This window comes from Pseudomonas sp. CF161 (assembly GCF_000416215.1).
In the GTDB taxonomy this organism is placed as follows: domain Bacteria; phylum Pseudomonadota; class Gammaproteobacteria; order Pseudomonadales; family Pseudomonadaceae; genus Aquipseudomonas.
In genome coordinates this window covers 51,050-69,410 of sequence record NZ_ATLP01000125.1, presented here as the reverse complement: position 1 = coordinate 69,410, position 18,361 = coordinate 51,050, and the positions used below count along the sequence as shown (strand labels likewise).

At 63.1% G+C, this 18,361-nt stretch carries 20 protein-coding genes; 5 read left to right on the top strand and 15 right to left on the bottom strand.

The window, feature by feature from the left end; genetic code table 11:
• The first annotated feature begins 100 nt into the window (after positions 1 to 100).
• Positions 101 to 544, top strand: a complete 444-nt coding sequence (locus tag CF161_RS29505) for a hypothetical protein (RefSeq protein WP_020300293.1) — start codon at positions 101 to 103, stop codon at positions 542 to 544.
• A 222-nt stretch (positions 545 to 766) separates the two neighbouring features.
• Here the strand turns inward: CF161_RS29505 and CF161_RS29500 are convergent, their stop codons facing one another.
• Positions 767 to 1,246, bottom strand: a complete 480-nt coding sequence (locus tag CF161_RS29500; RefSeq protein WP_020300292.1) for a GNAT family N-acetyltransferase — start codon at positions 1,244 to 1,246, stop codon at positions 767 to 769.
• A 149-nt stretch (positions 1,247 to 1,395) separates the two neighbouring features.
• Here CF161_RS29500 and CF161_RS29495 point away from each other — a divergent pair, with 149 nt between their 5' ends.
• From CF161_RS29495 to CF161_RS29480, 4 genes are all read left to right on the top strand, one after another.
• Positions 1,396 to 2,046, top strand: coding sequence for an HD domain-containing protein (locus CF161_RS29495; RefSeq protein ID WP_020300291.1), 651 nt, complete (start codon positions 1,396 to 1,398; stop codon positions 2,044 to 2,046).
• 115 nt (positions 2,047 to 2,161) lie between these two features.
• Positions 2,162 to 3,379, top strand: a complete 1,218-nt coding sequence (locus CF161_RS29490; protein ID WP_043230870.1) for an MFS transporter — start codon at positions 2,162 to 2,164, stop codon at positions 3,377 to 3,379.
• 86 nt (positions 3,380 to 3,465) lie between these two features.
• Positions 3,466 to 3,792, top strand: a complete 327-nt coding sequence (locus CF161_RS29485; RefSeq protein ID WP_020300289.1) for a hypothetical protein — start codon at positions 3,466 to 3,468, stop codon at positions 3,790 to 3,792.
• A 47-nt stretch (positions 3,793 to 3,839) separates the two neighbouring features.
• Complete coding sequence (locus CF161_RS29480) at positions 3,840 to 4,106, top strand: hypothetical protein (protein ID WP_020300288.1); 267 nt, start codon at positions 3,840 to 3,842, stop codon at positions 4,104 to 4,106.
• Between the two features lie 73 nt (positions 4,107 to 4,179).
• Here CF161_RS29480 and araH read toward each other — a convergent pair whose 3' ends face one another.
• From araH to mltG, 14 genes are all read right to left on the bottom strand, one after another.
• On the bottom strand, positions 4,180 to 5,148 hold the full coding sequence (gene araH / locus CF161_RS29475; protein WP_020300287.1) for an L-arabinose ABC transporter permease AraH: 969 nt from the start codon (positions 5,146 to 5,148) through the stop codon (positions 4,180 to 4,182).
• Entirely contained in the window at positions 5,145 to 6,704 is a 1,560-nt protein-coding gene (gene araG / locus CF161_RS29470) for an L-arabinose ABC transporter ATP-binding protein AraG (RefSeq protein ID WP_043230866.1), read from the bottom strand. Before araG ends, araH begins: the two co-directional genes overlap by 4 nt.
• Positions 6,705 to 6,800: 96 nt before the next feature.
• Positions 6,801 to 7,805: a substrate-binding domain-containing protein gene (locus tag CF161_RS29465; RefSeq protein WP_020300285.1), complete on the bottom strand. Its 1,005-nt coding sequence runs from the start codon at positions 7,803 to 7,805 to the stop codon at positions 6,801 to 6,803.
• Between the two features lie 169 nt (positions 7,806 to 7,974).
• Entirely contained in the window at positions 7,975 to 8,793 is an 819-nt protein-coding gene (locus tag CF161_RS29460) for an SDR family oxidoreductase (protein ID WP_043230913.1), read from the bottom strand.
• 272 nt (positions 8,794 to 9,065) lie between these two features.
• Positions 9,066 to 9,941 carry an SMP-30/gluconolactonase/LRE family protein gene (locus tag CF161_RS29455; RefSeq protein ID WP_020300283.1) on the bottom strand — a complete coding sequence of 292 codons (876 nt, stop codon included), beginning with the start codon at positions 9,939 to 9,941 and terminating at the stop codon, positions 9,066 to 9,068.
• A 37-nt stretch (positions 9,942 to 9,978) separates the two neighbouring features.
• Positions 9,979 to 10,707, bottom strand: a complete 729-nt coding sequence (locus CF161_RS29450) for a FadR/GntR family transcriptional regulator (RefSeq protein ID WP_020300282.1) — start codon at positions 10,705 to 10,707, stop codon at positions 9,979 to 9,981.
• A gap of 148 nt (positions 10,708 to 10,855) precedes the next feature.
• Positions 10,856 to 11,419, bottom strand: coding sequence for a DUF1285 domain-containing protein (locus CF161_RS29445; RefSeq protein ID WP_020300281.1), 564 nt, complete (start codon positions 11,417 to 11,419; stop codon positions 10,856 to 10,858).
• A 22-nt stretch (positions 11,420 to 11,441) separates the two neighbouring features.
• Positions 11,442 to 12,044 (bottom strand): DUF4823 domain-containing protein, encoded by a 603-nt coding sequence (locus tag CF161_RS29440; RefSeq protein WP_020300280.1) that lies wholly within the window; start codon positions 12,042 to 12,044, stop codon positions 11,442 to 11,444.
• 100 nt (positions 12,045 to 12,144) lie between these two features.
• Positions 12,145 to 13,113: a GTP 3',8-cyclase MoaA gene (locus CF161_RS29435; RefSeq protein WP_020300279.1), complete on the bottom strand. Its 969-nt coding sequence runs from the start codon at positions 13,111 to 13,113 to the stop codon at positions 12,145 to 12,147.
• A 139-nt stretch (positions 13,114 to 13,252) separates the two neighbouring features.
• Entirely contained in the window at positions 13,253 to 13,891 is a 639-nt protein-coding gene (locus CF161_RS29430) for a TetR/AcrR family transcriptional regulator (RefSeq protein ID WP_020300278.1), read from the bottom strand.
• A 788-nt stretch (positions 13,892 to 14,679) separates the two neighbouring features.
• Positions 14,680 to 15,471, bottom strand: a complete 792-nt coding sequence (locus CF161_RS29425; protein WP_020300277.1) for a TatD family hydrolase — start codon at positions 15,469 to 15,471, stop codon at positions 14,680 to 14,682.
• Positions 15,472 to 15,556: 85 nt separating this feature from the next.
• The gene (locus CF161_RS29420) at positions 15,557 to 16,543 is read right to left on the bottom strand and encodes a DNA polymerase III subunit delta' (RefSeq protein WP_020300276.1); all 987 of its coding nucleotides are present in this window, start codon (positions 16,541 to 16,543) and stop codon (positions 15,557 to 15,559) included.
• Positions 16,536 to 17,168, bottom strand: a complete 633-nt coding sequence (tmk, locus tag CF161_RS29415; RefSeq protein ID WP_020300275.1) for a dTMP kinase — start codon at positions 17,166 to 17,168, stop codon at positions 16,536 to 16,538. Before tmk ends, CF161_RS29420 begins: the two co-directional genes overlap by 8 nt.
• Positions 17,169 to 17,187: 19 nt before the next feature.
• Positions 17,188 to 18,360 carry an endolytic transglycosylase MltG gene (gene mltG / locus CF161_RS29410; RefSeq protein ID WP_020300274.1) on the bottom strand — a complete coding sequence of 391 codons (1,173 nt, stop codon included), beginning with the start codon at positions 18,358 to 18,360 and terminating at the stop codon, positions 17,188 to 17,190.
• Position 18,361 lies beyond the last annotated feature (1 nt).

Below are 18,361 nucleotides of genomic sequence, written 5' to 3'. Positions count from 1 at the left end.
AATTTGCATCCCATATATAGGGAACAGATAGACTGCTCGCACCCGCCGCCCAATCCCTTAAAATGCCGCCCACAAGCCCCGCCCCTTTCAAGGAAGACCCATGCAACGCTTCAGAAAACTGCTGCTCATCGGCGGCCTGCTATTAACCGGAAGCGCCCTCGGCGCGGCAGAGCCATTCAAGGTTGGCGATATCTGGGCGTACCAGACACGGCCCGGCGAAAGCGCGTCGACCCTGACCATCCTCAAAGTCGAGCAGTACCCGGACCTGGGCCAGGTGGTGCATATCCGGGTCGATGGCATTCACCTGATCAACCCGCTCAAGGGCAATCAGATCAGCGACATTCCGCACCTGCCGTTTCGCGCCGGCGCGTTGCAGCAGAGCGTGACCCAGCGCGTGGGCCACGCCGAGCAACTGGCGGATTTCAGCGAGGGTTACAGCGTGTGGAAGAGCGCCTATGACGCGCACCAGGCCGGGGCATTCAAGACCTCGGTGGCCCAGACCCTGAATGACTTGCTGGGAGGCGACTGGGAAGAAAGCCGGTGATCACTCCAGGTCGAACACCCGTGTTGCGGGCCGGTCGAACCCACACGGCGGGTGTTGCCCAGGGTGTCGGCAACGCGGTGTTGCTGGCGCAGGATCACGTTGCCAGGGTCGAGAACCTGCCGAGGTACGCACGAGGCACACCCCAGCCTTAGCAGCCTGGCGATTTTCATTGCCGAACAGCCTTGGTCGAATTCGTGAAAACCACCACCCGCCAGCGCACTCTCAGCCCCGGGCAAAGGCCCGCAGCACGTCGCCGTCCATGCGGTACTTGACCCATTCCTCCTGGGGCTGCGCGCCCAGAGACTTGTAGAACTGGATCGCTGGTTCATTCCACTCCAGCACGCTCCATTCGAAACGCCCGCAGTCATTGTCACAGGCGATCTTTGCCAGATGCCGCAACAGCTGCTTGCCCGCCCCGCCACCACGCTGCTCGGGGGTGATGTAGAGGTCTTCCAGGTACAGGCTGTTGCTGCCAAGCCAGGTCGAGTAACTGAAGAAGAACACCGCAAACCCGATCGGTACGCCATCGCGCAGGCAGATCAGGCCGTGGGCTGTCGCGCCTTCGCTGAACAGGCTGCGCTGGATGTCGGTGACGCTGGCGATCACTTCATGACGGGCACGCTCGTAGTCGGCGAGTTCCGTGATGAACGCGAGGATTTGCGGAGCATCGCTGGGCACGGCGGGGCGGATATCGACGGACATCGGTGGCTCTCATGGCGGAATCAGGCGGCCATAGTAGATCGACAGGGGAAACACATGCACGGGCATTTATTGGCGCAACAGGGTTTGCCCACAACCCTGCGCCAGCGGCTACAGTGGCGGCCTTGCCCGATCACCTTCAGGTTGCACAGATGAACGCCCAGGCTTTTGCCCCCCTGCCCACCCTCGCCGCCCAATTGCTGCCCCATGCCCTGGAACCTGCCGAAGACGGCGCCCACGACCTTTCGCATTTGCAGCGGGTGTGGAGCAATGCCCGGCGTATCGCCGAGCAGGAAGGCGGCGACCTGCGCGTACTGCTGGCCGCGACCTTGTTGCACGACTGCGTCGCCGTGGAAAAGAACTCGCCCCTGCGCTCCCAGGCCTCGCGTCTGGCGGCGGCGCAGGCGGGCAAAATCCTGGCCAGCCTGAACTGGGCCCAGGCGCCGATCGACGCAGTGGTCCACGCCATCGAGGCCCACAGTTTTTCTGCGGCGATCGAGCCGCTTTCGCTTGAGGCCAAGATCCTGCAGGACGCCGATCGCCTCGACTCCCTCGGCGCCCTCGGCGTGGCCCGCACCTTCTACATTGCCGGGCGCATGGGCAGCGCCCTGTACGACCCGCTCGACCCACACGCAGCCCATCGTGAATACGATGACAAACGCTTTTGCCTGGACCATTTCCAGACCAAGTTGCTGCACCTGGCCAGCGGCTTCCAGACCGCGGCCGGCACGCACCTGGCCCAGGTTCGGCATCAGCGCCTGCAACGCTTCATGGAGGAGCTGCTGGAGGAGATCGGCGCCTGAGCCGCCCTGCTTACTCCGCTGTGGGCTAATCCTGAAACCAGCAGGTACACAACAAACAACCGCCGGGCCCGTGTTAGAAAACCGCGCATCACTTCAACAAGGACGAGGCTCACTCATGCCTGCTCGCGGTACTCGGCAACCCATGGTTTCAGGCCCATTGTTCGGGCTGTTCTGTCTTGGCAGTTACCTGCTGTCGCTGTCTTATGGCTCGACCTTCCTGCTCTCGCTGCTGATCAGTGCCCGTGGCGGTAACGAGCACGACGCCGGCAGCGTGATTTCCGCAGCCATGCTCAGCACCTTTGTCGCGGTGATCTTCTCCGGGCACCTCTCGGACTGGTTGGGCGCCGCACGCTCGATCGCCCTGTTCGGCGGCCTGCTGGTGGTGGCCAGCCTGGGCTTCGCCCTGACCCCGGGCTTCGGCCATGCCTTGCTCCTGTTCGGCCTGATCCTGGGCTTGGGCTGGGGGGTGTTTTACACCCTGGGGCCGATCATCGTGGCGATGCTGGTGGAACCCGCCCAGCGCGCCAAATACTTCGCTCTGCTGTCGGGCAGCATGATGACCGGCATCGGCTCCGGGCCGCTGCTGGGGCGGGCGGCCAGCGCCCTGGGCTGGCCATTGACAGCGGCCTTCCTGATCGCGGCCGCGGCCAGCCTGGCCGGGGTGATCATCTTCTGGTTCCTGGGTCGCCGCCTGCAGCAGCAGACCAACCACCTGGGCAGCGGCGCGGCAAAAATCAGCTGGGCCAGCAGTGCCCGGGTGCTGTCGTCCAGGGCGCTGTTTCCGATTCTGATGGTGGGCCTGGGCGGCTGTGTATTCGGTGGCTTGTCGAGCTTTCAAACCAGTTATGCGGCGTCACGCGCCCTGGATTACTCGCTGTTCTTTCTCGGCTTCATGGGCGCCGCCATCAGCAGCCGCCTGCTGATTGCCGGCATCGTGGTTAAGCGCGACGCCTATCGCTCGGCCTGCCTGCTGTCCGGGCTGATGGTCCTGGCGGTGCTGCTGTTGCAGTTCGTGGTCGACAGCAGCGTCAGCTACCTGTTGGCGGCCATGGTCTTGGGCGTCGGCTATGGCCTGACCTACTCGGTGATCAATGGCCTGGCCGCCAACGAAGCCCCGGCCGGCAGCACCTCCCAGGCGTTGCTGCTGTTCAGCCTCGCTTACTTTATCGGGGTCTTCGGGTTCCCCCTGCTGGCGGGCAAGATCATCGTCGAACAGGGCATGCCGACACTTCTGTTAACAGTTCTGGCAGTGGCCCTGCTGAACTGGCTGATCAGCGCCGGGCGCCTGCTCTGGCGCTGGGGGCAAGGCGAGAAAATCCTGCAAGACGCCTGAGACCGTTCGTCGATCATCAGGCACCAATGCAAATCAGCGGCTGACCAATATCAGGTAGCGACTCTGAAACGAATGGAGGCGACATCATGATCAAGGCTCAACTCACCGCTTTCGCCCTGGCCGGGCTGCTGTCTTCAGCAGCCTTTGCCGGCGCCACCGGCCCCACCAACCCGGTGGAAGGTCCCAAGTCCCCAGCCAGCCAAAACACGCCCAGGATCAACATCAACCCACCGCCCATGGACGAAGGCTCGCTGCCGCCCGCCACCGGCACCGACCCGCGGGTCCAGGGCAGCGATACCGGGCGCCAGGGCGGCGTAGGCACCCTGGACTCCAGCACGCCCGACAACGGCAAGACCGGCATCGGCTCGAAAAGCACCACCGGGGGCTCCGGCTCCGAAGGCAACAGCCAGTAACCCTGCAAGACGACGCACACCTGTATTCAACCAACGAAGAGGTCAGCATGAACGTCGATAAAAACCTTGAGAAAGAAGTCCTCACCCGCCTGCTGCATGCCCACCCCAGTGGCCTGGGCAAGGAGGTGCTGGATAACTACCGAGGGGAAAAAGTCGTGGCCCAGGCCCTGGCCGCCCTGCAGGACCGTGGGCTGATCAAGGAAGGCCACGTCACCTGCAACACTGCCGGGGAACATGCCCTCAACCTGCCGATCAAGCTCACCGCGTCGGGCGTCGAGGCCGCGCAGAAGCTCGAAGGCACGACGTCGCACTGAGTAACCAACCTGTCTGGAACCCTGCCCCGCCATCGCCTGCAACCCTGGCAGACAGTGGCGGGGCTGCAGGGCCTTAACGCTGCTTCAAACGGTCGATGACCACCGCCAGCAGCAGGATCGAACCGCGAATCACGTACTGATAAAAGGTGTCGATGTTCTTCAGGTTCATGGCGTTCTCGATGATCGCCAGGATCAACACCCCGGCGATCACGTGGCGGATCATGCCGATCCCCCCGCTCAGGGACACCCCGCCCAGCACACAGGCCGAGATCACCGTCAGCTCGAACCCCTGGCCGATCATCGGCTGGCCCGAGGTCATGCGCGACGCCAGGATCACCCCGGCCAGGGCACCGATCAGGCCGTGCACGGCGAAGATGATGATCTTGGTGCGGTCGACGTTGACCCCGGCCAGCAACGCCGCTTCTTGGTTGCCGCCGATGGCCATGGTGTTGCGCCCATAGGTGGTGTAGTTGAGCAGCCAGCCGAAGAACAGGAAGCACACCAAGGTAATCAGGATGGGCACCGGCACCCCGAACAGTTGCCCGTTGCCAAACACGAAGAAGCTTTCCTGGGACACCCCCACGGCCTTGCCGTCGGCAAAAATGTAAGCCAGGCCACGGACAATCTGCATGGTGGCCAAGGTGGTGATCAGGGCATTGACCCGCAGCTTGGCGATGACGATGCCGTTGATCAGCCCCACCACCAGGCCCATCAGCAGCGCCGCGCTGACGCCGAGAAACACGCTGTTGGTGGAGCGCATCACCACCGCCGCGACGACACCGGCGCAGGCGATGACCGAGCCGACCGAAAGGTCGAAATGCCCCGACGCCAGGCAATAGAGCATGGTGCAGGCCGCGATCCCGGTGGTGGAAATCGCCAGCCCCAGGCCACGCATGTTCAAGGGCGAAAGAAAGTTGTCGATCAGCAAGGTGCACAGGGCGAAGATCGCGACTGCCGCCAGCAGCATCACCCAGTCATCCAGGAAGCGGCGCAGGTCAGGGGCTTTGCGCGGTGCACTCAAGGTGGTGTTTTGCGTACTCATAGAGACCTCTCGGAGGGGCCAGGGCCTTGGCTGCGCTGGCCTGGCAATGCCAGTTGCAACAGATTGGATTCATTGGCCCGGGCACGGGGCAACTCGCCGCGTAGCGCGCCTTCGCAGAGCACCAGGATGCGGTCGGAAATGCCCATGACCTCCATCAGGTCGCTGGACACCACGATCACCGCGATGCCGCTGGCAGCCAGGTTGTGGATGATCTGGTAGATCTCGGCCTTGGCGCCGATATCGATGCCCCGGGTCGGTTCGTCCAGCAGCAGGACTTTCATCGGCATCGACAGCCAGCGGCCGAGAATGGCCTTCTGTTGATTGCCGCCGGACAGGTACATGATTTTTTGCCCGGGCGATGGGGTCTTCACCTTCAGCGCCTTGATCTGCCTGTCGGCATTGCCCCGCTCCCAGTCGCCGCGCAGCAGGCAGCCCAGGGTCGAGTGCGCGCCACGGGCGCTGATGTTGATGTTTTCCGCGACGCTGGCCAGCGGCAGGATGCCCTCCTTCTTGCGATCCTCGGGGCACAGCAGCACCCCCGCCGCAATCGCATCCCGGGGCGAACCCAGGGTCAGTGGCCGGCCCGCCAGTTCCAGGCTGCCGGCACTCTTGCGCGCCAGGCCGCTGAGCAACCGCAGCAACTCGGTACGGCCGGCACCCACCAAGCCGAACAGGCCGAGGATCTCGCCCTCGCGCACGTCAAAACTCACCGGCTCACGCAAGCCCGGGCCGAGCAGACCCTCGACCTTGAGTGCCACCGCGCCCTGCTCCCGCGGGCGGTAGTCGTAAATATCCTGAATGTCCCGCCCCACCATGCAGGTCACCAACTGGTCGTGGCTCAGCTCGCTCATCTGCTCGAAAGTGCGCACATAACGCCCGTCCTTGAACACCGTCACCGCGTTGCAGATGCGGAACACCTCTTCCATGCGATGGGACACGTAGAGCACCACTTTGCCCTCGTCCCGCAGGCGCGCAATGATTGTCATCAGGCGCTCGATTTCCCGGGAAGACAGGCTGCTGGTGGGCTCGTCGAAGGCAATCACATGGGCGCCACGGGACAGCGCCTTGGCGATTTCAACCAATTGCCGCTGGCCCAGGGACAGCCGCCCGACCTTGTCCTGGGGGTCGATCTCATCGGCCAGGCCCTTGAGCAGTGCCAGGGCCTTGCGCCGCAACTCGGCGCCTTTGACCAAGCCGAAACGCGACGGCAGATGACCGAGAAACAGGTTCTCCGCCACGGTCATTTCCGACACCAGGTGCAGCTCCTGGTGAATCACCGCGACCCCACTGGCAATGCTCTGCGCCGTGGACTTGAAACTCAGCACCTGCTCGCCGATCTGCACGTGGCCGCTGCTCGGCGCGTAGGCCCCGCCCAGGATTTTCAGCAGCGTCGACTTGCCCGCGCCGTTCTCCCCCATCAGGGCGTGAACCGCTCCCGGGTGCGCCACGAAGCTGATATCCGCCAGTGCCTGCACCCCAGGGAAACGCTTGCCGATGCCCGTGAAACGAAGGCTGCCGCCCACGGTCACGGGCGCTGTAGTTGTTTGCGCCTGCATAGCCCCTCCTCGATCCGACGAATGCGGCACTTGCCGCCCTCGCCTACCACCCGTTCAAGCGCCCCGGACCCGGGCCGCCAGCGACTCGCCCGGCGCTCAGTTCCACAGGCCGATCTTTTCCAGCTCCTGCTTGAAGTTGTCCCGGGTGATCAGGGTCACGTCGTCCATGGCGGTGTACTTGGGTGGCTCTTTGCCGGTGGTGATCCACTCGAACATCATGCTCGCGGTGTTGTAGCCCTCGATGTGCGGGCTGGGCAGCATCGAACCGAAGAAGCCGCTGTTGGCCTTTTTCAGTTCGCCAATGGCGTCGGTGCCGTTGATGCCGATGCCGATCACGTTGGCGGCGGCAAAACCGGCGCTTTCCGTGGCGCGCACACCACCGAGCACGGTGTTGTCGTTCATGCCGCCGATGATCAGGTTCTTGGCCGCGCCCGGCAGCTTGACCAGGGCCGAATTGGTGGCGTCCATGCTGCCTGGCACGTCGAGGGTCTTGAGTGCCGAGAAGATGATGTGATCCTCCGGCAGGCCGGCGTCCTTCAGGGATTTGACCGAGCCGTCAGTGCGCTTCTTGCCGGTGTCCAGCTCGTTGAAGGTGTTGATCACCGCGTAGGTGTCTTTCCAGTCCCAGCCGCGCTTCTTGGCCTCGGCAGCCATGGCGTTGCCCTGTTTCTGCCCGACTTCGAAGGCCGCCATCCCCAGGTAGGGAACGTCCTCCATGAACTTGCCGTTGGCATCGACGAAGCGGTCGTCCACCGCCATCACCTTGAGGTCGTTGAGTTTGGCCTTGGCCATGATGGCCGGGCCCAGGGACACATCGGGCGGGCAGATGACAAAACCCTTGGCGCCATTGGCCGCCAGACTGTCGATGGCCGAGAGGGTTTTCTCGCCATCGGGCACGGCGATTTTGATCAGGGTAAAGCCCTTGTCCTTGGCGGCCTTTTCCGCAAAGGCCCATTCGGTCTGGAACCAGGGCTCTTCCGCCTGCTTGACCAGAAAGCCGATTTTTACCGCTTCGGCCGCCAGCAAGCTGCTGCTCAGGCTGACTGCGGTCACCGCCAGGGCGGCGCGACACAGGGAACGGATCCCACGACGACGATTCATAGCTCACTCCTTATTTTTATTGAAAGCCAACCGCCTCCAGGCGCCACCCCCGATTGGGGCTTTGCGCAGCCTGGCGGCGTATCTCGTTGCAGTCACAGCTTCAAGCAAATAGTCATATCATATGATCATTGAGCTTCAGGCGAAGTTCTCAGCCCGAAACCCTTCAGCGTCAGTCGTGGTAGAGCACCGATCGCCCGCCATCGATGGTGATGCACGACGCATTGATGAACGGCGCTTCATCGCTGGCCAGGAATACCGCGGTCATCGCCACCTCGATCGGCTGGCCGATGCGCCGCGGCGGGTGCAGGTCCAGGGCCCGCTGGCGCTCGGCATGGGGATCGGCAAAACCGTTCCAGTAATCGACGTTCAGTTGGGTCTCGATGTAACCCGGGGCGATGGCGTTGACCCGGATGCCCTTGGGCGCGTACTCGATGCCCAGGGCCCGGGTCAGCCCCAGCAGGCCGTGCTTGGCCACCGGATACGGGAAGCAGCCGGGAATGATGTGGGTGGAGTGGGTCGAGGCGATGTTGATGATGCTGCCGATGCCCTGCTCGATCATCTGCGGCAGCACCGCCTTGCAGCCGTACCAGGCGCCGTCCAGGTCGATGGCGAAGCAGCGCCGCCAGTCGTCCTCGGTCATCTGCAGCGGGTCGCGGAACACGTTGACCCCGGCACAGTTGACCAGCACGTCGATCCGGCCATGCAGTTCGATGGCCCGCCGGGCCAGGGCGTCGAGGTCCGCTTGCCGCGACACATCGGCGCGCAGGGCCTGGACATCAGCGCCCTGCTCCCGCCAATGGGCCGCCACGCCCTCGACCTTTTCCGCCTGGATATCGCTGATCACCAGCTTTGCCTGCTGTGCGGCGAAGCAGGCAACAATCGCCTCGCCGATTCCCTGGGCTGCGCCAGTCAGCAGCACCACCTTGTTTTTCAAGCGCTCGCCCCGGGGCGGCTCAGGCACCGGAGGCAAGGAAAGAGCATCAGCCATGAATCGGAACTCCTGTGGCAGGGCACGACGAACGCCGGGCATCCAGGGATGACCGGCCAGCATCGACAGGGGAAGGCATGAACCGCGCACCGGCAGGCGCCGGCGGGCCTTGATGGCCTGAAACATCGACTCCGCAAAGGAGTGCGTAGGAAGATCTCTGCATCGCGTCACCGGTATTATTTTTTTAGTGTGAGTGCGTGGAGCTGTGGCCGACTATAAACCCGGCCCTTACGAAATCTCAATATATAATTTAACATCCCATATATAGGGATTTAACCTGCAAAACGCGTGCATGCCGTGCCCGCCACCGATACCCGAACTGCCAGCACGGCACCGTCCAGCCAATGGGCCTGGGGGCTGGCGGCACTGGTGACGTACAGGGTTTGCAAGTCCTTCCCGCCAAACACACAGCTGGTGGGCCGACTGACCGGCAGTTCGATCACCCGATCCACCTCGCCATCCGGGGTCAGGCGCAGCAGGCAACTGCCGTCCCAACGGGCGTTCCACAGGCAACCTTCGGCATCCAGTGCCGAGCCATCCGGCCCTCCACGGGGATGCGGCCCCAGCCAGGCTTGCGCCGGCCCGAGGCCGCCATCAGCCGCGACGGCATGGCGATTGAGGGAGCCGTCCAGGCTGTCGGCAAAATGCAGGGTGGTGCCCTGATCGCTCCAGATCAGGGTATTGGGAATCCCCAGCCCCTGGAGCAGCGGCGTCACCTGAGCATTGGCGTCGACCCGGAACAGGCCGCCGCTGCGCTGCACCACGGGCAGGTCCTCGCCGTCGGGCCCGATGTTGTTCTGCATGGTGCCGAGCCAGAGTCGCCCCTGCTCATCGCAACGCGCTTCGTTGGCCCGGTTGCCGGGGTGGGGGTCGGCGACGCACAACAATTGCAGCCCGGGCACATCGGCCGGGGAATCCAGGTCGAGCCGATAGACACCGCTGCTCAGGGTCACCAGGGCATCGCCACGCCCTGTAGGAATGAAGGCCGACACATGTTCCGGCAGGTGCCAGACCCGCAAATCGCCATCCTTGAGGCGCAGCGCCTGCTTGGCGGCAATGTCCACCCAGTACAGGGCCTGTTCGGCACCGTCCCAGAATGGCCCTTCGCCCAGCAAGGCCCGATGCGGAGTAACCGCCTTCCAGTCCATACAACCTCCCGCGCTTATCGTGGTGGGTCAGGTGATATCAGCGTCCGGCAGCGCTGGCGGCCTTGCCGGCCATCAGCTCCGGGTAGTAGCGCTTGATCGCCAAGGCCGCATTGTCGATCAGGGTCATGCAGGCCCAGACGCTGCGCCCGGTATCCCGAGCGGCAATGGCGTCGGCCAGGTCCTTATGAATGGGCAAGGTGCGCCGCAGTTCGTCGGGGTCGGCGGCCGAGACTTCAAAGCACACCGCGAGCAGTGCCCCCAGGGCCGGCAACATTTGCTCGATGAACTGGTTATGGCTGGCGGCCAGGATGCACTCGTGGAAATACTGATCGGCGAGGTTGTAATCCAGCCCACTGTCGACCGCGCGCTCAAGGGCGTTGTAGGCCAGGGTTATGGCCTCGATCTGTGGCACCGACGCCCGCTCGCAAGCCCAGCGCACGGCCATGGGTTCGATGGTGCGACGCAGATCCAGCAAGTCGTCGACGAAGTTTTCCGGCAAGCCGTTGCGCGACAGCCAGCCCACCACCTGCGGATCGAACAGGTTCCAGCGCCGCACCGGCAACACCCGGGTGCCGACCTTGGGCCCGACTTCCAGCAAGCCTTTGGCAACCAGGGTCTTGATCGCTTCGCGGATCACCGTGCGACTGACCCCGAGCTGCTCGCCCAGGTCCGCCTCGACCTTGATCGTCTGCCCGGGCTGAACATGCCCGGCGGCAATCCAGGAGCCCAGCCAATCGACCGTCGACGCGTGAAAACTGTTGGACATGGACACCCTCGTGACGAAGAAGAACGGAGCCGTGCAGCATCGGCTCACGCTATTGATCATATGATTGGCTGTCAAAGGTTTTTCGACGGGCAGGCGTCAACCTCAGGCAGCGTTCTGCCGAGGCATCAACTGAAGGTAGGGCCTGGAGTCAGGGCTCGAGGCCGATAGGAAAGAACACACCGCCGCTCCAGACCCCGAGCCAGCGCTGACCGTCGAGCTCACGGGTCACCGCCAGTTCCACCAGCTGGTAGAAGACGTTGCGATGGATCAGGGCTTCGAGGTTGCTGCGGATATGGACGTACGGCGCCGGTTCCTGGGTCTCGGGGTCAATGACCACGCGCAATGGATGCTCGGCACCGGCTTCGGCCTGCTCCTCGACGTTGGTGGTAAAGCGCAGCAGCTGGTGCTCGCCCTGGCCCTGCACCTCCAGGGTTACCGCGACAAAGGGCGCGTCGTCGACCTTGATCCCGACCTTCTCCACCGGGGTGATCAGGAAATAATCATCCCCCTCGCGCAGCATGATAGTGGAGAACAGCTTGACCATCGGTTTGCGCCCGATCGGGGTACCCAGGTAGTACCAGGTGCCGTCGCGGGCGATCCGCATGTCGATATCGCCACAGAAATCGGGGTTCCACAGGTGGACCGGCGGCAAGCCTTTTTCAGACTTGGGAATTTGCGCCAACAGGTCGTTGGCTTTGCCTGGACCACTCATCGATGTACTCCTTGTGCGTTGCTCAGTCGCTCAACCCCAGCAAGCCACGGGCGTATTGCTGAAGCGGCGGACCGAGCAGGTCTTGCGGTTTGTTGTCGTGGAACGTCAGTAAACCGCCACGACTGCGAATCCGTGCAGTATCGATCAAATACTGGGTGCTGGTCTCGATCAGCATGATCTGGATGACGCCGGTGTCGACACCCAGGCGGTCCACAGCTTCTTGATCGAACCACTCATCGGAGTTGCCGATACGGTCATCGGCCTTGGCAAAGCGAGCATAGAGCAGGTAGTGCGCACCGACTTCCCGGGCTTCTGCCATGGCCTGGTTGAGGCCTTCGGGCGCTCGTGCGCGGCGCACCATCGGGAAGTATTCGATAAAGCCGTTAAAGGCTTCTTCGGCGACGACGTTAGGTCGCGGATAGGCGCTGCCAGGCGGCACGAAAGCGCCCTGGGCGATAAATATGAACGAGTCCGGCTGAATGCGGAACGAGCTCGTGCGGCGCGTATCGCTGTGATCGAGCATGCCCGAGTCGCTCAAGTGATAACGCACGCCCTCGCCCATATCGCTGACATTCATGCAGCCGCCAAGCGCCAAAAAGGCCAGCAGCAAAACCAGGCTACGCATCCTACCCTCCAGAAGCCGGTGACGGAAAACCGGCGAATGGGCACGAGATGCAGCTTCCGCGCCAGCTTGCCCGACGGCCAGCAATGACCACTGCCAGCGGTCAGCCGCCGATGATTTTCATCACCGTCGCGCCTCCGGAGAATGCAACCTCCTGCTTATCGCCCAGGGCTTTCATCAACAGCCCCTGCAGCGCCGGCAATGCCTGGTGCCGAGGCTTGTCCAGCAAGTCGCCGACGTAATGCCGATTGCTCGACGACAGGCAGCCGTGCAGCCACCCCGTGGAGGACAACCTCAGGCGCGAGCAGGTCCGGCAAAACGGCACGCTTTCGTTGGCGATCACGCCAAAGTGCCCCCTTCCCGGAATTCCATAGCGCACCGCCGTCGCATCCACGGGCGCATCGGCTTGCTGATATTCATAACGCTCGCCGATCAGGCTCAGCAGTTGCTGCAGGCTGACAAACTGCTGCAGGAAGGCATTCGAATCACTGGCCAGGTGGCCCATGCGCATCAATTCGATAAACCGCAGCTCGTAGCCCCGTTCCAGGCAGTAATCGAGCAGCGGCATGACCTGGTCCAGGTTCTGTCCGCGCAGCGGCACCATATTGACCTTGATCTTCAAACCCGCCGCGCTGGCCTGATCCATGCCGTCCAGCACGGTGGCCAGGTCACCACCGCGGGCAATGCCACGGAAGGCCTCAGCGTCCAGGGTGTCCAGGGAAACGTTGATCCGGCGGATACCGGCGTCTACCAGCAGCGGCAGTTTGCGCGCCAGCAACTGGCCATTGGTGGTCAGGCTGATATCGTCCAGGCCCATTTGTCCGACGGCGCCCATAAAGGCTTCCAGCTTCGGACTGACCAGGGGTTCACCACCTGTGATGCGCAGGCGCTCGATGCCTGCGGCTTCGATCAGGTAGGCCACGCCCCGCGCCATTGCCTCGGCCGACAGTTCATCCTGCGCAGCCACCAACCGCTTGCCATTGGGCACGCAGTAGGTACAGGCGTAGTTGCAGGCTGAGGTCAGGCTGATCCGCAGATTGCGAAAACGCCTGCCTTGACGATCAACGATCATGGAGAACTCCGGCGGAGGAAGTAGAGAACCGGCAAAACCTGACTTATAAATCAGGTTTTGGCAAGTCCCATGCCTGAGTATATTCCTGGGGCACTGCGCCATATAGGAGAATCACGGCGCAATCAGGCTGCTGAATGAATCAGCTGCTCGGGGTGTCGGTATCGCGCTTGCGCTTGTTGCCCATACGCACGCCGATATCCATCAGAAACTGGAAGAAGCCTTCCTGATCTTCCAGCACATTGCTCCAGAACGGCGAGTGATACAGCGCGACCGCGCCGTGCACCAGCGCCCAGGCGGCGCAGTAATGGAAGTAAGGCGGCACATCTTCAAGCTTGCCTTCGCTGATGCGCCCCTTGATCAACAAGGTCAGGCGTTCGAAGTTGGAGGCACGGATCTTGTGCAACTCCTCGACCATCTCCGGCACCTGGTTGCCCTTGACCACTTTCTCTTCCAGGCGATCGAACAGCCGATAACGCTGCGGATCGCGCATGCGGAACTCAAAGTAGGCACGGGACAGGGCTTCCTTGTCCTTGTCGACATCGGCCGAGTGCAGCAACTCATTCAAATCGCGCTCGTAGTCGAGCATCAGGCGCAGATAAATCTCGGCCTTGGATTTGAAGTGTTTGTAGATGGTGCCTTTGCCGATACCCACGGCATCAGCAATCATCTCGACGGTGACGCTGTCTTCACCTTGGTCGAGGAACAGCTTGAGCGCGGTATCGAGAATTTCTTGCTCACGGCGACGAAACTCACGGACCTTACGAGGTTCTTTCTGCATAAGAAAAGGTCTGTCGGGGTCAAAATCGAAGCCGCGTATTATGCCTAACTTGCGCAAAAATGCACGGATCATCCGAAGATGACGATGTATCTGGATGATTTTGCATCGACTGCGAGTGCCAGCCATTTGCCCCGGGGGCTCCGGCCCTGCTCCTGCTTATCCAGCCGATGCGGCCTGGGCGCAGCGGAAAAAATACAGAACCCTACAGCCACTCCGCGGCGCCATCGAGACTTTACAGTACTTGCGCAGCAATTGTATGAACGCTTATCCGACCTACCACACCCAATATCGACGCCTGATGCCTAACGGGTCAGAAACACAGCGTAGGCCAGCCCTGCGTCATCTTGATAGTGTTTTCACCAACGGGCTGGTATCCGCCAGGGAGCCCTTCCAGGCCCTGAACTGCAACAGGGTGTGTGCTGAAAGTGCCTTGAGAAACCCGGGCGTTGGCTGCTGTTGACGACCGATAGGCGCTGATCCGCGAACGCGCCCGATGCCGCCGGGCCGACCGGGACGATGAGAACCCAACCGAAGCGGGCGTATTCCAAAATTGTTTAAAAAACGAGCAGCCCTAACTGGACTGAACGCGATAGTGATCAATACTTGAACTGTCGGCGTGACATCTCCCCCAAGTGAAGCGCCGATGAAGGTACCGAAGGACCGCGTGCCTTTGTTTTACTCCTAATGGTCTTAACCCGGATTCACCCCCCAGAACCCGGGTTTTTTTTGCCTGGGATTCAGCCAACCCCCTCCCCTTGGACCGACGCCGCGCTGTTACAGCGAAGTCCTCAGTCAGCCCGCCCGACATGGGCCAACGGAAACAGGCGCTGGAAATTCTCGGTGGTCTGTGCGGCAAAGGCATCGTAGGACTCACCGCGCAACATCGCCAGGAACTCCGCAACTTCGCGTACGTACTGCGGCAGGTTGGGCTTGCCGCGATAAGGGATAGGCGCCAGGTACGGCGAGTCGGTTTCCACCAGCAGGCGATCGGCCGGCACCTGACGCGCCACATCGCGCAGCGCATCGGCGTTGCGGAAGGTGACGATGCCGGAAAGAGAAATATAGAAACCCAGGTCCAGGGCCGCCTTGGCCATGTCCCAGTCTTCAGTGAAGCAATGCAGCACGCCGGCCTGGGGCAAGGCCGCCTCACGCAGCAGCGCCAGGGTGTCGGCCCGCGCCCCACGGGTGTGCACGATCACCGGCTTGCCGGTCTGCTGGGCCGCTTGCAGATGCAGCCGAAAGGACGCCTGCTGCAACTCGGCGGCTTCCGGCTCGTAGTGGTAGTCCAGCCCTGTCTCGCCGATGGCCACCACCCGCGGATGATCCAGCTCGCGCAGCAGCCAGTCGAGCGCCGGCGCGGCCCCCGGTTGCACGTCCAGCGGGTGCACGCCAACCGAGCAATCGACATCGGCGTAGCGCTCGGCCAGGGCCTTGACGTCGGCAGCGTTTTCGACGCTGACCCCGATACACAGGAAATGCCCGACGCCACGCTGGCGCGCCGCGTCCAGCGCAGCATCCAGGGAGCCGTCATGGGCGGCAAGATCAAGGCGGTCGAGGTGGCAATGGGAATCTACGAGCATAAGAGGCCGCAACTACATCCAGTCAATGAAAGGGCCGCAGCCCGGGGCGGCGGCCAATGGTTCGGTGTGCCTGAGGGCGCCGAGCTTAGCGCTGGCCGGGCAAGGCCGCCCACTGCACCAGCAGGGCTTCGAGCAGCAGCACACGGTTGAGGTTAGCCTTGCTCAGCACTTTCTGGCGGTGAGCGAGGATCCAGTCCTGAATATCCAGGACCTTGCCCTGGGTCGACTTCTGCGCCAGGTACTGCACCACCTTGCGCATATCGGCCAAGCCCAGGCCCTGCTCATCTTCGGTCAATTGATAACGCAGGATCAGGCTCGACCAGTCGCAGAACCAATCGAACAGCAACAGCAGCGGAATCGCATTCCAGCTTTCAGCAAGTTGGGTCGGGGATTGCTGCTGCTTGAGCAGCTTCTTGACCCCCTCCACCACCTGCGCCCGCTGCTCGCGAGCGCCCTGGGTGTGCAAGCTCACCGCCGCCAGCGGTGAGCCGGCAGCCAGGGTCAGCAGTTCCACCCGCTCTTCTTCGCCACACTCCGGCAACGCCCGGGCCAGCCATTGCAGACTCAAGGCCTCGCTGGGCAATGGGCAGGCTTGCTGCACGCAGCGGCTCTTGATGGTCGGCAACAAGCGGCTCGGCTGGTGGCTGACCAACAGCAATACCGTCTCGCCGGAAGGCTCTTCGAGGCTTTTGAGCAGGGCGTTGGCCGCGTTGATGTTCATCGACTCGACCGGCTCGATCAGCACCACCTTGCGCCCGCCCAGTTGCGCGGTCTGCACCACGAAACTGACCAGATCACGCACCTGGTCGACCTTGATCGCCTTGTCGGCTTCTTCCGGCTCCAGCACGTAGTTATCCGGGTGGCTGCCGGCGTGCAGCAACATGCATGACTTGCAGGTCCCGCACGCATCCAGCCCATCCGGGCGCTGGCACAGCAAGCGCGCCATCAGGCGCTCGGCCAGGGCCCGCTTGCCGATACCGACCGGGCCATGCAGCAGATAGGCATGGGCGTGCTGGGTACGGCCCGCCAGCTGCTGCCAGAGGGCGTCCTGCCAGGGATAGGCCTCAGCCACGGTAAAGCTCCAGTAATTGCGGCAGCAATGCATCCAGCGACTGCTGGACCTGCGCCAGGGGCTGCGCCGCGTCAACCAGGCGATAACGCACTGGGTCCGCCTCGGCACGGGCCAGGTAAGCGCTGCGAACTGCATCGAAGAATGCCCGGCCTTCCTGCTCGAAGCGATCCAGCCGACCACGGGCGCTGGCGCGCGCCAGGCCGACTTCTACCGGCAGATCAAACACCAGGGTCAGGTCGGGACGCAGGTCGCCCTGGACGAAACGCTCCAGGGTGGCAATACGCTCCACGGAAAGGCCACGGCCGCCGCCCTGATAGGCATAGGTCGAATCGGTAAAGCGGTCACAGAGCACCACGGCGCCACGGGCCAGCGCCGGGCGAATCACCCCGGCCAGGTGCTGGGCGCGGGCGGCGAACACCAGCAACAGCTCGGTGTCGGCATCCATGACTTCGTCACCAGGGGTCAGCAACACTTCGCGGATGCGCTCGGCCAACGGTGTGCCGCCGGGTTCGCGGGTCAGCAGCACCTCGATACCCGCGGCGCGCAAACGCTCGGCGAGGTATTCGCGGTTGGTGCTCTTGCCGGCGCCTTCCGGGCCTTCCAGGGTAATAAACAAGCCAGTCACGGGCGGTCCTTAATCAAAGTCATTGCGGGCTTTTCGGCTCAGGCTCGACGGGAGCCTCGGCCGGCGCTTGCTGCGGTACAGGCGCGGGCGGCGCGGCATCCGGGTCGGCTGCCGGTGCCGGGCTCGGTGCCTCCTGAACCGCTGGGGCAGGCGCAGGCGTCGGCGCCGGGCTGGAGCGGTAGTCGGCGCGGCGTTTTAACTGGAACTCGCGAACCGCGCTGTTGTGCGCGTCCAGGTCATCGGAAAACACATGACTGCCATCGCCACGGGCAACAAAGTACAAGCTCTTGCCCGGCACCGGGTTGAGCGCGGCGTGAATCGCCTCGCGACCGACCATGGCAATCGGCGTCGGCGGCAAGCCGGCGTTCACATACGTGTTGTACGGGGTCGACTCCTTGAGGTGAGCCCGGGTCAGCTTGCCGGTGTAGCGCTCACCCAGGCCGTAGATCACGGTCGGGTCGGTCTGCAGCAGCATGCCGATCTGCATGCGCCGCACGAACACCCCGGCAATCTGCCCGCGCTCCTGAGGCACGCCGGTTTCCTTCTCCACCAGCGAGGCCATGATCAGCGCCTGATAGGGGTCGGTATAGGGCACATCGGCGGCGCGCTTGCTCCACTCCTTGGCCAGCACGTCATCGAGCCGGTCGTAGGCTTTTTCCAGCAGCTCGGCGTCGCTCATGCCACGCACAAAGCGGTAGGTATCGGGGAAGAACCGGCCTTCGGGGAAGACCCCGGGGTGGCCGAGCTTTTCCATGACCTGGGTGTCGCTGAGGCCGGTCAGGGTCTGTTCGAGTTTTTCATGCTTGGCCAGGGCCGCGCGTACCTGGCGGAAGTTCCAGCCTTCCACCAGGGTCAGGCTGTATTGCACCACTTCGCCACGCTGCCAGACACCGATCAGGCTTTGTGCAGTCATGCCGGGGGTCATGCGGTATTCGCCGCTGTGCAGTGGCTGGCCGTTGAGGTTGAAGCGCCAGTACAGGCGCAGCCAGAACGCGTCCTGCAGCACGCCGTCGGCCTCCAGGCGATTGAAGGTCCCGGTCGGGGTCGAACCTGCGGGCACATCAAGCAACTGCTCTTGTGGCAGGTTGAGCGGTTGCTCCAGGGCCGAGTGCAGTTTCCAGGCGCAGGCGCCCGCCAGCAGTCCTGCCAGAACCAGTCCGGTTTCCAGCAGAAGCAGTAATTTACGTCTCACG

Coding starts and splice junctions, on each gene's coding strand:
- CF161_RS29430 (WP_020300278.1), bottom strand. CDS start 13,891: ATGCAGAAAGAACCTCGTAAGGTCCGTGAGTTTCGTCGCCGTGAGCAA.
- CF161_RS29480 (WP_020300288.1), top strand. CDS start 3,840: ATGAACGTCGATAAAAACCTTGAGAAAGAAGTCCTCACCCGCCTGCTG.
- CF161_RS29465 (WP_020300285.1), bottom strand. CDS start 7,805: ATGAATCGTCGTCGTGGGATCCGTTCCCTGTGTCGCGCCGCCCTGGCG.
- CF161_RS29495 (WP_020300291.1), top strand. CDS start 1,396: ATGAACGCCCAGGCTTTTGCCCCCCTGCCCACCCTCGCCGCCCAATTG.
- CF161_RS29455 (WP_020300283.1), bottom strand. CDS start 9,941: ATGGACTGGAAGGCGGTTACTCCGCATCGGGCCTTGCTGGGCGAAGGG.
- araG (WP_043230866.1), bottom strand. CDS start 6,704: ATGCAGGCGCAAACAACTACAGCGCCCGTGACCGTGGGCGGCAGCCTT.
- CF161_RS29505 (WP_020300293.1), top strand. CDS start 101: ATGCAACGCTTCAGAAAACTGCTGCTCATCGGCGGCCTGCTATTAACC.
- CF161_RS29500 (WP_020300292.1), bottom strand. CDS start 1,246: ATGTCCGTCGATATCCGCCCCGCCGTGCCCAGCGATGCTCCGCAAATC.
- CF161_RS29485 (WP_020300289.1), top strand. CDS start 3,466: ATGATCAAGGCTCAACTCACCGCTTTCGCCCTGGCCGGGCTGCTGTCT.
- CF161_RS29435 (WP_020300279.1), bottom strand. CDS start 13,113: ATGATCGTTGATCGTCAAGGCAGGCGTTTTCGCAATCTGCGGATCAGC.
- CF161_RS29440 (WP_020300280.1), bottom strand. CDS start 12,044: ATGCGTAGCCTGGTTTTGCTGCTGGCCTTTTTGGCGCTTGGCGGCTGC.
- CF161_RS29445 (WP_020300281.1), bottom strand. CDS start 11,419: ATGAGTGGTCCAGGCAAAGCCAACGACCTGTTGGCGCAAATTCCCAAG.
- CF161_RS29460 (WP_043230913.1), bottom strand. CDS start 8,793: ATGGCTGATGCTCTTTCCTTGCCTCCGGTGCCTGAGCCGCCCCGGGGC.
- CF161_RS29490 (WP_043230870.1), top strand. CDS start 2,162: ATGCCTGCTCGCGGTACTCGGCAACCCATGGTTTCAGGCCCATTGTTC.
- CF161_RS29450 (WP_020300282.1), bottom strand. CDS start 10,707: ATGTCCAACAGTTTTCACGCGTCGACGGTCGATTGGCTGGGCTCCTGG.
- araH (WP_020300287.1), bottom strand. CDS start 5,148: ATGAGTACGCAAAACACCACCTTGAGTGCACCGCGCAAAGCCCCTGAC.
- CF161_RS29425 (WP_020300277.1), bottom strand. CDS start 15,471: ATGCTCGTAGATTCCCATTGCCACCTCGACCGCCTTGATCTTGCCGCC.